Origin of the sequence: Lentilactobacillus fungorum, from assembly GCF_016860605.1 — a bacterium.
Classification (GTDB): domain Bacteria; phylum Bacillota; class Bacilli; order Lactobacillales; family Lactobacillaceae; genus Lentilactobacillus; species Lentilactobacillus fungorum.
The window spans coordinates 32,726-46,161 of the sequence record NZ_BNJR01000007.1 but is presented as its reverse complement, the minus strand read 5'-3'; the positions used below and the strand labels follow the sequence as shown (position 1 = coordinate 46,161).

The window sequence follows — 13,436 nt, the reverse complement described above, 5'->3', positions numbered from 1 at the left end:
GGAGGGTAGCCACGCAAAGCTATCGGCTTCAGCTTTATTTGTATCAGGATTAATAGATCCTACGAAAAGACGTTTTTACCTAAATAAATAGCTTAATTGCCATCCGGCACGAAGAGAATCTTCCCAATACTCTCGCCGGACTCAAGATAGTCATAGGCTTCTTTCCCATGGGACAAAGGGAAAATTATCGGTTCTGTGACTGTCAACAATCCCCGATTAACATAGTCAAACAATCGGGCACTTCGCCGTTGCCGCTCCTCTGCACTTGTTAAATAATCCCAGAGATCGCCCGTCGTAATTACTTGCGATTTTCCCAACACATCCCGTAAGTCAATCTTGGGCGGATTACCACCCGCCATGCCATAGAAAACCAACTTTCCTTTCCGTTTAGCCAACTTCAAGCTTAACGGCACCGTACTGCCAACCCCATCAAACACAACATCAAACGTTGACGTCAAGCCTTCATACCAACCCGGCTTTCTTAAATAAACTGCACTGGCGCCTTGGTTGATCGCAATTTTTTGTTTATCACTGGTTGAAACGGAGCCGAAAACTTTGAAACCATCCGCCGTTAATATCTGGGACAATAGCTGGTCAACACCACCGCTGATACCATGAATAAAAGCCTTGTCGCCTTTTTTCCCACTTATCAAATCATGCGCCAAAAAATCTGCCGTTAAGCCTTGCAGACCGATTGTTGCCGCGAGCTTAACAGGAATATCACGGGGCAGCTTGATGGCATTTTGACTTGGCACAGCAACCAATTCAGCGTTTGCTAAAGGAACGTCGACAAATAAGACCTGATCGCCAATTTGCCAGCCGCTAGTTTGGGCCCCAACTTTCACCACAACGCCTGCGGCTTCGTAACCATTGATATACGGGTGATGCTCTTTGATCTGATAATTGCCGCGTCGGCGATAAATATCAGCGAAGTTTAAGCCAATATAGGTTGTTTTAACCAATAAGTCATCATTGGAAATTTGCGGATCGGCAACCTCGCCATACTGTAAAACCGAACTATCGCCAAATTCGTTAAAATATAAAGCTTTCAAACTATCACCTCATTTTAGTTGAGCGTTTGTAGCCGCTGATTTAACTCACCAAGTCTGGTCACCGCTCCGGTATCCTTGGCAACTAACTGCCAGTCTAAAAAGTCACAAACATAGTTGAACTCTGAGATAATTGGCTTGGCTTTTCTTTTTGGTTCATCACTTCCAGCAATTAGTAAAATAACTCGCTTAGCCGCCAGCTTTGATTTGAAAGCTTCATCAGTCGCCAAACTTTCCGACCAGCGATCCATGAACGTCTTTAATAAGCCAGAAACCCCGTACCAATAAACCGGGGTGGCAAAAATAAGCCAGTCAGCCGCCGTTAATTGCCCAATCAACTGGGGATAATCATCGTTGGCTGATTGCCAAGGCCCTTTTTCGTGTCGTTGGTCAATAATCTCATTAACTTGATAATCCGCTAACTGGATTTGCTTATAGGAAAGGCCCCTTAGTAAGGCGTGAACCATGACCCCAGAATTATTGGGGGCCCGGGTACTACCGTTAATTGCGACAATTTGCATTTTCCTTTTTGCCTCCTAAAAAAAGTGAGCGGAGCAAAGCGCTTAGAAACTGGAGCATAAGGCATCTTGGCCGGAAATCCCGGGCTTGGATTTTTGGCCAAGATGTTTTATGCGGAAGTTTCTGCTTTGCGCAGCTGTCCTAAAAAAGTGAGCGGAGCAAAGCGCTTAGAAACCGGAGGATAAGTCTCCTCTGGCAGGAATTCCCGGGCTTGGAATTTTTGTCAGAGGTGCTTATCCGGAGGTTTCTGCCTGGCATAGCTGTCCTAATAGTGAGCGGAGCAAAGCGCTTAGGGATCGGAGCGTAAGGCACCTTTGCGAGAAATCCCCGGGCTTGGGATTTTTCGTAAAGGTGCTTACGCGCAGATCCCTGCTTGGCGCAGCTGTCCTCACAAAGTGAACCCCGCCAGTTTCTTCCTGGCAGAACTGTCCTAAACATGGCATTAGTATAGCATTTCAGCTATAATCAAAATCAAAAGTTGCATATAGTTCACAGGAGGCACCAATGAACAGTTATGGCCACACGTTTAATTACCTAAGGACAAGAAAGGGCATTAGTCTGTCAACTGCCGCTGCTGATGTCGTTTCTAATTCATTTCTATCCCGGTTTGAACACGGACATTCCAATATTTCATTTCATAAATTGATTGCGTTGCTGGCTAACATTAATGTCTCGGTTGAGGAATTCATTTATTTGGATAATCGCCACCATGGCCACCTCCCTAAATTCCATTACGAGGAAACCAAAGATTACTTGAATCAAGTGGAACGATCGCAAACTTCAGCAAATTTGGCCGCGGCCCTTCATCAATACAAATCAACAAGTGACCCGCACGATTATTTGGATTACCTCAAAATTAAAGCCCGCTTTGCTGATTCCAGCCAGTCGCTAACGGCGAAACAACGCCAATTTGTCTATGATTATTTGTTTACAATCGAATCCTGGACCCATTATGAGCTCAGATTATTCATGGCAACCCTATCCAGCTTCTCGAATGATCAGATTTTCATTCTCACAAATCAAATGGTCAAAAATGGTTCGGAAACCGTTGACGTCAACTGGAACCACCAAGCAGATTTCTTGTACATTATTCTACGGGCCGCCTTATTAATGGCTTTAGCAGGCGAAGAACCACGACTATCTCAACTCATTGCTTTAGCTTACAAAAGCATCCATAATCAGCAGTACTTATACGAAAAAAGCGAACTCCACTTTCTAAAAGGACTGCAAACTTATCTTCAAGGAAATCACCAACAAGGCCAACAATTAGTGGCGGAAACCCTTCGTGTGTTTAAAACGCTAGCGGCTCCTGATTTGCTGGCATTATATCAACGTTATTGGCATTTGTTTTTGAAACGCAATTCAAAAACCGCAAACTAACGGATTTTAAACCTGAGAACTTTAAGGAGAAACGAATGAAGCATGTAGTTACTCCCCCAACAAATCCTCATCCTAATTCAATAATTCACCCCCAACTAATTTTTAAACCTAGTTGGGGATTTTTTGATCTAACTTTCTGTAAAAGAATAATTAATTATTGTATTGTAATAATTTATTTCCGCGATACAATAATACCGAAAGGAAAGTGAACTTTGTGACAAATAAACGCGCCAATTCATTCTTAACCATCATTTACGTCATTAGCGTCATCATTCTAGCATCACTAGTCGTTGGTTTCTGTACCTTAACGGTTATCTTTTTAATTGCCGGGATTGTTTTTTTAGTCAACCCTTCAGCCAGAATCAGTATTCTTAAAGACTCGCCGACTGGCATAGGCAATCTTAACAACCCTTGGGGATTTTGGCTGGCAATTCTTTTAATTCTATTCTTGCTTGCCATGCTCGTTGTCATTGCCTGGGCAGTATCTAAACTCATTCAAAATGTCAGGAATAACATCTTCTTTGAGACGAGCACCCTCAACTACATTCGGTGCATTCTTTGGGGCTATGGCGCCATCATTGTTTTAAGCCTATTTGGTTCACTCTTCGATCTTAATATCAGCTTGGGGGACTCCAGTGGCGCTATCAGCCTGTTAATGTGGTTCGCAGTTTACGCCATCTACATCATGTTTAAATATGGCATCCAGCTCCAAGACGATTCCAACAAAATTGTTTAGGAGGGCGCGCAATTGTGATTAAAGTCAACATTGATAAGGTTCTCCTAGATCGGCACATTACTTCTAAAATGCTGGCAGCAGAAATCGGCATTACCCCGGCTAACCTGTCGATCCTAAAAACCGGTAAGGCAAAGGGCATCCGCTTTGCGACCCTCTCACGGATTTGTAAAGTATTGAAATGCCAGCCTGGCGATATTTTAGAGTATGTGGATGATTCGGATCATGCCGACGAATTCTAAAATCATATAATCGAGGAAATCACCTTGAAAAAGAAAACCACTTCTAACGTTTAGAAGGGTTAAAAAAAGACCAATGAAGTTACCACAGAATGCTTCTGTCAGACTCCATTAGTCTTTTTATTTTCTATGTGTGGCTATTCAGCCGTTATTAAGGAACTTTATGTCAAACAAACGCTTATATTAAGTTACCCTTGCCGCTCTAATTGTTATTAGTCGAACTCTCAGATTCCGGCAGAGATTCCTTGGTGAACTTAGAAATTGCCCAACTCCCTAGCAACCCAATTAACATGAACGGGAAGAAGTCCAAGCCAATGCTATACAATGGGATGTGGTTGCCAGCCCAAGTATTGATAGCTGAAATCAGAGCCGTGTTGGCAAAAATAGGTGGTAAGTTGTGGATCAAATCCAAAATGGCCGGAATCATCGTGAACGCAATGGTCGTTTTGTAGATCATCTGCCGACGGCCAATCAATGGACGCATAATGCCTAAGATGATCAGGGCAATGGCCAGTGGGTAAAGGAAGCTTAGTAATGGTGATGAGTACAAAATAATTTGATCCAAACCAAAGTTAGCGATGGAGAACGATACCAAGGTCGCAAAGATCAAGAAGCGGTGGTAGCCGATCTTTGGGAACCGTCGACCCCAGTCTTGGGAAAGCGATGTAATCAAGCCAATCGACGTGGTTAAGCAGGCAATTAGCGTTAAGGCAGCCAAGATCGAAGCCCCGGCCATGCCGGTATAATGTTGCATAATGGTTGTAAAGGCCGTTCCTCCATTGGCACTTAACTTGGTGTAGCCCAAGCTTGATGCACCTAACGCAATTAGGAAGATGTAAATCAAAGCTTCAAATCCCATGGTCAGCGCGCCAATCCAGGCAACTGATTTGGAACGCTGGCGATTATCCTTTTGGCCAAATAATTTAAGTGCCGTAACGACAGTAACCCCGAATCCTAAGCCGGCGAGGGCATCCATCGTGTTATAGCCTTGCAGAAACCCATTAATTAATGAGCCAGTCCCTTTGCCAGCTGCGGGTAGAAATGACATACTGCGCATGTCGGCACCCTTTAAGAAGAACGCAACGAAGAACAAAAAGGCGAGGAGTAAAACCAAAATTGGGTTTAAAATTTTCCCAACGTTTCTGGTAATGTTGTTCTGGTTATAAGCCAGTAACAGCGTCGCCCCGAAGAAGAGCAGTGAGAAAATCAACAGACTCATTTGTGTCCAAGACTTAGGAATGAAGGGCTGAATTCCCATTGAAAAGGTAACGGTCGCCGTCCGTGGAGAAGCAATCAACAGTCCTAGAGAAGCATGGGTCAGGATTAAGAATGCTAGGGCGAACAGTTTACCGGACGGTAACGCCAAATCATACATACTGCTACTTTCGGTCATGCTAATTGACAAAATTGATAGTAATGGCAAACAAATTGCAGACACTAAGAAGCCAATTGCGGCAGGCAACCAGTTTTGGCCGGCCATTTGCCCTAAGTGAATTGGAAAAATCAAGTTCCCGGCCCCGAAGAACATCCCGAATAATAGCGAGGCGGTAATAATATATTGTTTACGCGTGAGATAAATTTTTTTATCCATATCGCATTTCCTCCTACATGAATCAGTGATTTGAATGACTTTGATATTTGATTGACAACGAAAAAACGTCCTTAGCTGTTAGTTACAACAGCTAAGGACGTTTGCACGTGTTACCACCTTTATTCCTAATTATCTCACAATAATTAGCTCGAAAAGTACGACCTAGGCCAAGCCGGCTTAGCCTAAGTGATACTCCATTGCGGTAATGGGCGCATTCCCAGTAACGACTACATTGAAAATCATCGTTACAACTTGTAGACTACTTTCGTTAACATGTTAACTGCCCCATCACACCAAATTGAGGCTCTCTTCAAGTCTTCATGAAAACTACTCTTCTACGCATCGTTTTTTGCATATCTCGTTGTCATTGCTTTGAATTCTAGCGGGTCAATCTGAGAATGTCAAGCACTTTTCTTAAATAATGTGAAAAGTCCTCTCCTAGATGAAGTTTTCATTCATAATCCCGATCTAGCAAGGACGCCATGGTATCGCGGGTTCAAGTTTTCACTTGAAGTTTGCGATTGTTTATGAATTTTGAAATAATTTTTTGAATAACCAAAAGTTGAGAATGCCAATTAACCCCAGCATTCCAAAAGCTAACTGACTGCCAGCAGCAACATTTTGAGCCACCGAAAAGTGAGGTAAGGTAAGTGACGTCATCAGTGTTGCAATAATGGTTGTTCCCAACGATCCAGCGACCATATTCCCCGTTCCATAAATGGCGTTAGCATCGTTGCGTTCCGTTTTGCCTAACTTCTTTAGCCCATACGCCATACTGTTACCAAAGGCCATCGAGCGCCCAGCAGCAAAGATTGTATATAAAATGACAATATTCAAAATACTAATGTGTTGCCCAAATATCGTAAATAAAATCAGTGGGATTAAAAATAACGTGTTGCCAAGGTATAGTGGGATCTTGCCGCCCAAGTGATCCAGCATCCAACCATAGATTGGCTGTCCCAGACCATTCAACACACTTCCCGGCAGCAAAATTAACCCACCAATAAATGAGCTGGCCCCGTTGACCATTTGCACGTAACTCGGCAGCATGAAATTAATCCCAATGTTTGAATACTGCAGGAGAATGTATGGTAGAAAACTAAATAAAAATGCGGGCCGTTTAAAAACCGCCAACTTAAACAGCGCCTTGTGGCTGTATTTAGAACGCCAGCCAAACAAGCTAAACATCGCAATACTCAAGACTAGGTACGCCACGAATTTACCCCAGCTGTGTGGTTGGCCCATCACATTAAAGCCCATTAGGAGGCTGACAAGGCCAACCGCCAGCAGGCCAAACCGCAGCCAGTCAAATTCATAGTGCTGGGTTGGAGCGTACTGTTTGATAATCAACATCCCTAAGACCAATAGAATCAACGTAAGCGGCACCGTGATCCAAAAGATCATCCGCCAGCTGGCAAAGGCAACCACTGCTCCGCCAAACGTGGGGCCAAGTGCTGGGGCGACAAGGACAATCAAGTTTGCCATCCCCATGTAAGTCCCAAGTTTATGCGGCGGTACCACGTCTAAAATGATATTGTTCATCAGCGGCCCAGAGAGTCCAACACAACCGGCTTGAATGATTCGGCCAACTAGCAAGACCCAGTAAGTTGTCGCTAAACCACACATGACATCACCGGCAATAAATAAACAAGCTGCCGAAACAAAAAGCTGTTTATTGGTAAACCGCCGTTTTAAAAATGCAGACGTAATCGTTAACAGCGCCACCATTAATAAATAACCGGTCGTGACCCACTGCACGGTTGCCAGGGAAATATTAAATTGCTTCATCAGCGTTGGAAACGTCACGTTCATTGAGGTTTCCGTTAGGACGCCCATGAAGGTCATCAGCGCCACAATCGTGATTGCTAAAAATGGATGCTTTCGTGCCTGATCTTGATTGACAGTTGCGGTAGAATCCAATGCGTTTTCCCCCTAAGATTTGAATAAATTGATACTTATATATCCTACCATTGACCCCGGGGGGGATTGCAATGAAATTTTAGTACACATAGAAAAAATAACTATCAATTAATAAAATCCAGCTAAAAGCCAAATCAATTGGTTCCTAACTGGACACACTATCAAATTTCTTCTGAAACATCACCATTAATATGGTTACCTACCAACTAACATATGAATAACCTTCATCACTCAAATCCCGAATCTTTTAAACAAAACAAGATTGAAAACTGCCCAGACAATCAAAATTCCTAAAATGACGCCACCGATAACCCATATCACAGTGTGCTTCTTGGTCGCCGTAACAGGACTACCTTTTTTCTGCTGTACATAGGCCAAGTTCAAGTTTTCAGCTAACGGGTATTTCTGGGAAAGTTGCGGTTCTAACCAATTGACTTCAATGAGCTTAATAATGCCAAATCCAATTGGCCATATAATTAACCAAACAATCCCACCAATATCTAATATCATGTCATTACCCGTTGAGGAAAGTGCCGTTGCCAACAGTAGCATTAAAATGATAAAGCCAATGACAATACAGGTACGATAGAGTTTTCGCGTTGCTTCCCATTTGCGCGTTTGCTCTGCCTTATTTTTATCAAACGCCATAATTTCTTGACCTTTATCTGAGTCTGGTAATGTCTCAAATAGATCATTGATTTGAACGTTTAATGCATTAGCAATTAGATTCAAGGTCTCTAAGCTGGCGTCTTCTCCCGCCTCCAATCGCTGAATAGTCCGCGTATTAACTTGACTTTCCTCGGCTAAATGCTCTTGAGTCCAACCACGCTGTTTTCGTAAACTTGCAATTCTTGTTTTAGTCATAGTTAATTTTCTTCGAAGCGGTCTGTCAGCTGGCTTAATTGGTTGCCGTTTCGAATGCTCCCTTCAAATGAATTTAAATCACTTGTGCACTTATGATTCATCTAAAAGATAGCACATTTTGCAAAATAGCAACACGACAGCTATACGACAATGACCCGACAGTTAACAAGTTTGCAGATCTTCTTAAAAAATATGAGTATCATTTAGATCAATAAACTTCCTCAAAAGTTTTTTATTCACTCTCTTAACCCCTTCTCTTCACTTTTTAAACACCCGAAAAGTGTACTTAAGCGCCAAATAAAAGAAACACCCCGCAAAAAATAGTGAAAACGCTAGTAGCCACCATGCTCGCACAGATAAAAGTACCGCAGTTATCCAAGCAAACAATACCCCCAGACAATAAACTGGTAATAGCGTTGTGAACCGAAGCAATTTCGACCTTTCTTTGTTCGACCAAAATCCGGTTATGTCGTCAGAAAAAAACGTAATGATAAATTCAATTATGTCGTCCATCAAAGCACCCGTCACCCTCACTTAACTCAGCTAACATAACTATATTACTGATAAAAATCATAACAGAATAGCTCACAACTAAAAAGAACGCAGCGGTTTACATTAACAATGCAAGCCCTACGCTCTTCGGTTTAATAGACTTGAAATAACGAGTTCCAATCACTATTAAGCCAATATGATGATGCTAGTCGTTCAATGGGTGATTAATATGTGCCCGGGCACATCCCGGATTATGTTGCTTATGTGAAAGTAGATGTATAAAAACAAGTTAACTAAGAATGCGGGTACCATCCCCTTATCTGTTCTTTATTTGGTTACTCATTCAACTTTCTTAACGACAAATTTTACTTAAACGCGAACCTTCTCCGCATTGGTATCAGCCACATTCTCCTGCGGTTGATGATACTTCCGCATCATTTCTGCCATGTGGACTTCATGAACCACAAATTCATGGGTTCGACAAATATAATCGTGTTCACGGCCAATTTTGGCAATATAGCCATTAATGTAGTCAACTTCGGTTGGCCGGCCCTTTGAGAAGTCCTGATACATAGATGGGTAATGATATTTGTATTCCTTGCTGACGGTGATAACGGAATCAACTTGCTCTTGGCGGGTTGGAATTAAGTAAATCCCGGCCCGTTCACAAGCGTCGTAAGCTTCATCGAATAATTGCCGCGACATCTCACGAACACCTGGGTACTCGATAAATTGGCCCATCTGCATCTCAAACATCGTACATAGTGTGTTGGTAACGGCGTTAAAGACCACCTTGGACATGCACATGCCTTTCCAATCATCGGCAAAGACCGGTCCTAACTTTGCTTTGGTAAAGTCATCAAAGACAGCTTGGGTAGTGGCATCCGGCCGTTCATTGGTATAGCGGGCCATGTGCATCACTTCGTCACCCTCGGCCCCCATGAAGTCAACGTCGGCCGGTCCGTCCATTCGGGTTGCAATCATCGCCGTTCCACAAATAATGTGGTCTTTAGGGAAATACTTGGCGATCTTTTCAAAGTGCCCCATGCCGTTCATAGCTGAAAAGACATACTGATCATCATGAAAAATCCTGGCAGATTCGTCGCGGTCTAATTCGTCGGCTAACTGCATTTGCTTCTTAAAGACAATCCAAACGTCTGGGTGACCCTGGTATTCTTCTGGCCGATAAATATTGATGGGCACAACCCGGCGATTTTGATGATCACGGGCAACCGACACACCGCCTTGTTCACGAATCTTATTAATATTGGGTTCCCAGGTCTCTACGAAGTCAACGTCGACTCCGGCATTTTCTTGTAACATCACTCCATACCTAACTCCCATTGCGCCTGCGCCAATAATGCCGTACTTCATAATGACCACTCCTTTTTATGATTAATTGGGATGCTCCGCAAAACAGAAACTTGTCGACGGCTTCTGTTCGCTTTGCTCCGTTCACGTTTAAATCCAACTAAAAAAACGCCCTTTGGTTATAAAAACCAAAGGACGTTAAGTTCAACGCGGTACCACCTTTATTCGGATTGCTCTTTTAAGTAATCCCTCAAAGCCCACAAGCATCATTCTTAGGGGCTGCACGTTAATGGGTGCTACCATTTCACCTCGAAAAGTGAACCTACCTGCTTCAGCCTTTTGCCTTTGTAGTCCTAATACCTTCCCACCGAACCGGTACTCTCTTAGTAGGGCTACAACGCGACTCCGCTGACGCAAATCATTTAGTCGGATTTAAATGTTGAATGAAGTGTAAAACATCCATCAGGGTTCTGTCAACACTTTTTTAAAATTTAATTAGAAGATTTTATCAAAATGCCATTTTATCAAGTCTTAAAGTTATCCATTTTAACCAGCTATCAGCGGCTGATTCCCTTTGTGCAAGCATCATCAGAAAAACAGTTTCCGGTTCACAAACTTCAGTTTCCGTTTTTAAAATGAAATAGTTGCTAATTCCTAAGAAAATGTTTAATAATAGAATTGTAATGCAAAGGTGGGAATAATCATGATGTTAATTAGAACTATTCGTCAAGAAGACTATTCAGCGGTTGATGATCTTCTCCGAACAACATTTTCCAAAACTGCTAATGGCTACCGAAATGAAGCTGCCTTGGTTGGTAAGATTCGAGCGGACCCAACCTATCAGAAGAAATTAGAAGTAGTTGCCGATAACCATAACCAAATTGTGGGCTATGGTCTTCTCAGTGAAATCCACGTGATTGGCCCTACTACTTCATCACTTGGACTTTGTTTGGCACCCTTAGCCGTTCAGCCGGCCTTCCAGAAATCTGGTATTGGCACGGCCATTATTAACGAATTAGAGAGCCGGGCGATTAAGCTTGGGTACAAGTTCATCAGTGTCCTCGGCTGGCCGGATTATTATCCACGTTTTGGCTATCATCTGGCAAGTAAGGCGGGGATCAAACCACCATTCCCGGTTCCCGATGAAACTTACATGGTGAAAGAATTGGTTCCAGATGGCCTAAAGGGGGTAACTGGAACGGTAACCTACTTGGATGCATTTAACCACTAGTTCACAACTAAAAAGGGCTCCCGATTACTCAGGGTATCAAGTAATTGGGAGCCTTCTTTTTGCTATTTATTCATTGTCTCATCTTCTGAGGGAACGATTTTTTTACTTTGAAAAGCATTCATGGCCAAGCCAACTAAGAACTTACCATAGCGAATCACAACGAATGCGACCATCAACGTCGCCAGCGTGATTTCAACGTCAACAATTATCCCGACAGCCACGCTAATGCCGCCAGTCAAGTTAAAGCTGTGATGGAAAAGGTTCAAAGCCGTCGCCGAAATCACCAGCGGGAAAGTAAAGGCGCCAAAGCTTGGGTAAAATGACAAGCGCACATATTTTACAATCTTCGCTAAGGTGCCCCAGTACAGGCTTTGGGCCAGCAACACCATGACCAGTGAAAATGACCACGAAGGCGTTGTGGTCATGCTCAAATAGCCAGTCAAACAAAGTGAGGCTGGAGCTGCCATAATCGTTAATAATGGCAGGGTAGCTTCAAACATGAATTCCCGACGTAAGAGCCGAATGCAAACGATCGGCAATAAAATGGCATATAGCCCGAGTGACAGCCAAAGAACTGGCATCCCAATTGCCGGAATAAAGTTATTAGCAGTCACTGGAATGACACCAATCCCAACGAAAGTGACAAACCAACTCGGATATACGTGATCCAACTGAACCGACGGCCGTAATAAATGGCGGTAAACAAAATATCCCATAATCACAAATTGTAAAATAACGGCAGCGGTCCAAATAGTCAAAGCGATTACTGACAACCCCCATGCCTTTAAAAACGTGCTGATAATCATCAAAGACATCGTAAAGGTGGGGGCGACTGATGCGATCACTGGGTCGTTTAGATCCATCAAACTACGCTTGAAATGAACCCCGATTTTGGCAATCACCAACAGCATTAACACCAGCGCTAAAATCCCCCAGCAATTGCCGGCAGTTGAAAAGCCGATTGCCTTAAATAAGTTTCCTAACGATGCAATGCCTAATATTAAACCACAAATCGGTAAAGGTAATTTTTCTAAAAATTCTCTCATATGGTCTCCCTCTTCCTTCGGACAACTTTGTCAAGCGGGGTCTACGTGTAATCTCGCCCAAAATAACGAACCCGAGGATTCTTGGAAAATGAGATTGAACCGCTAACTTCTAACCGCTTTGCTTCATTTACTTTTACTGATTATACTGGTTATGCTACAATAAATAAAATTGATAATATCTATATTTATTATAGAATAAATTTATAGGCGGTGGTTAGATGTTTAAATTTTTAGAAACTTTCATGGTGGTATACCGAACTCATAGCTTTTCGCTGGCAGCTCAGCAGCTGTTCATTACCCAGCCAACCGTTTCTAATCAGATCAAGCAATTAGAAGCCCAATTGAATACTGAACTATTTGAACGCAAAAGCCGCCGGGAAAGCGTCCCCACCCCAGCGGCAGATATTTTGTACAAACGCAGTGCCAAGATCTTAGACGACTGGCACGATATTAATACCGAAATTACCGACCTGCAAGCCAGTAAGAAAGCTCACGTACGCTTCGGGATTTCCCAAACTGTCTCACGAATTTTGTTTGCAAGGATCGCTAACCAATTAAATCAAAGGCAACCTGACGTTCATTACGACGTAACGGTTTCTAATTCTGAAGGCGTCTTGACCCTACTAGAGGACTACAAAATTGACTTGGGGATTATTGAAAAGCCCTTGGTGACTGAACACGTTAAACGGCTGTCAATTGGCAAAGACCAACTGGTTAAGGCTGGCACGCCAACTGGGACGTGGATCACTCGCGAGGCCGGCTCCGGGATTGGTTATTACACAGAGCAATACTTTAGGGAAGCCGACATCCACCCCATTCGGCTCATCCATGTGAACAATAGCGGTTTAATTCGGCGGATCGTCTCAACTGGCGTCGGCCAAGCCTTATTATCTTCAAAAGACGTGCCGGAAAACGTTCAAGTAGAAACGCTGGGCAGCGCATTCATTCGCGACTTTTACCTCTTAACCCGCGACGAAGACCTGCAAGTCCCACTTTTAATGGCGATAACTGAGTTGATTAAACAAGTGACTGATAATCTGGATGCTTAACTTAATTGCAGC

12 protein-coding genes and 1 other annotated feature are annotated in these 13,436 nt (G+C 43.1%); of the genes, 5 read left to right on the top strand and 7 right to left on the bottom strand.

Translation table 11 applies throughout. The features are described 5' to 3' along the window. Nucleotides 1–92: 92 nt before the first annotated feature. Both YK48G_RS03070 and YK48G_RS03065 read right to left on the bottom strand, forming a co-directional pair. A complete protein-coding gene (locus tag YK48G_RS03070; RefSeq protein ID WP_203629247.1) occupies nt 93–1,052 on the bottom strand; it encodes an alcohol dehydrogenase catalytic domain-containing protein in 960 nt (319 codons plus the stop codon). 14 nt (nt 1,053–1,066) lie between these two features. Next, nucleotides 1,067–1,570 (bottom strand): flavodoxin family protein, encoded by a 504-nt coding sequence (locus YK48G_RS03065; RefSeq protein ID WP_203629246.1) that lies wholly within the window; start codon nt 1,568–1,570, stop codon nt 1,067–1,069. 502 nt (nt 1,571–2,072) lie between these two features. Between YK48G_RS03065 and YK48G_RS03060 the strand changes: the two genes are divergently transcribed. The 3 genes from YK48G_RS03060 to YK48G_RS03050 all read left to right on the top strand — a co-directional run bounded on the left by YK48G_RS03060 (nt 2,073) and on the right by YK48G_RS03050 (nt 3,923). Further along, complete coding sequence (locus YK48G_RS03060) at nt 2,073–2,948, top strand: Rgg/GadR/MutR family transcriptional regulator (protein WP_203629245.1); 876 nt, start codon at nt 2,073–2,075, stop codon at nt 2,946–2,948. Nucleotides 2,949–3,162: 214 nt separating this feature from the next. Then, nucleotides 3,163–3,684, top strand: a complete 522-nt coding sequence (locus YK48G_RS03055) for a hypothetical protein (RefSeq protein WP_232365260.1) — start codon at nt 3,163–3,165, stop codon at nt 3,682–3,684. Between the two features lie 14 nt (nt 3,685–3,698). Further along, the gene (locus YK48G_RS03050; protein ID WP_203629244.1) at nt 3,699–3,923 is read left to right on the top strand and encodes a helix-turn-helix domain-containing protein; all 225 of its coding nucleotides are present in this window, start codon (nt 3,699–3,701) and stop codon (nt 3,921–3,923) included. 199 nt (nt 3,924–4,122) lie between these two features. Here YK48G_RS03050 and brnQ read toward each other — a convergent pair whose 3' ends face one another. The 4 genes from brnQ to YK48G_RS03030 all read right to left on the bottom strand — a co-directional run bounded on the left by brnQ (nt 4,123) and on the right by YK48G_RS03030 (nt 10,161). Next, the gene (brnQ, locus tag YK48G_RS03045) at nt 4,123–5,511 is read right to left on the bottom strand and encodes a branched-chain amino acid transport system II carrier protein (protein ID WP_203629243.1); all 1,389 of its coding nucleotides are present in this window, start codon (nt 5,509–5,511) and stop codon (nt 4,123–4,125) included. 90 nt (nt 5,512–5,601) lie between these two features. After that, nucleotides 5,602–5,863, bottom strand: a binding site (T-box leader). 173 nt (nt 5,864–6,036) lie between these two features. Further along, nucleotides 6,037–7,356, bottom strand: coding sequence for an MFS transporter (locus YK48G_RS03040; protein ID WP_203629438.1), 1,320 nt, complete (start codon nt 7,354–7,356; stop codon nt 6,037–6,039). A 306-nt stretch (nt 7,357–7,662) separates the two neighbouring features. After that, nucleotides 7,663–8,295 (bottom strand): helix-turn-helix domain-containing protein, encoded by a 633-nt coding sequence (locus tag YK48G_RS03035; protein ID WP_203629242.1) that lies wholly within the window; start codon nt 8,293–8,295, stop codon nt 7,663–7,665. Nucleotides 8,296–9,156: 861 nt separating this feature from the next. Further along, the gene (locus YK48G_RS03030; RefSeq protein WP_203629241.1) at nt 9,157–10,161 is read right to left on the bottom strand and encodes a ketopantoate reductase family protein; all 1,005 of its coding nucleotides are present in this window, start codon (nt 10,159–10,161) and stop codon (nt 9,157–9,159) included. Nucleotides 10,162–10,804: 643 nt separating this feature from the next. On the opposite strand from YK48G_RS03030, the gene YK48G_RS03025 reads away from it, so the two are divergent. Beyond that, nucleotides 10,805–11,329: a GNAT family N-acetyltransferase gene (locus YK48G_RS03025; protein WP_203629437.1), complete on the top strand. Its 525-nt coding sequence runs from the start codon at nt 10,805–10,807 to the stop codon at nt 11,327–11,329. Between the two features lie 62 nt (nt 11,330–11,391). Here YK48G_RS03025 and YK48G_RS03020 read toward each other — a convergent pair whose 3' ends face one another. Beyond that, a complete protein-coding gene (locus YK48G_RS03020) occupies nt 11,392–12,375 on the bottom strand; it encodes a TDT family transporter (RefSeq protein WP_203629240.1) in 984 nt (327 codons plus the stop codon). Between the two features lie 218 nt (nt 12,376–12,593). Here YK48G_RS03020 and YK48G_RS03015 point away from each other — a divergent pair, with 218 nt between their 5' ends. Then, complete coding sequence (locus YK48G_RS03015; protein ID WP_203629239.1) at nt 12,594–13,424, top strand: LysR family transcriptional regulator; 831 nt, start codon at nt 12,594–12,596, stop codon at nt 13,422–13,424. Nucleotides 13,425–13,436: the final 12 nt, after the last annotated feature.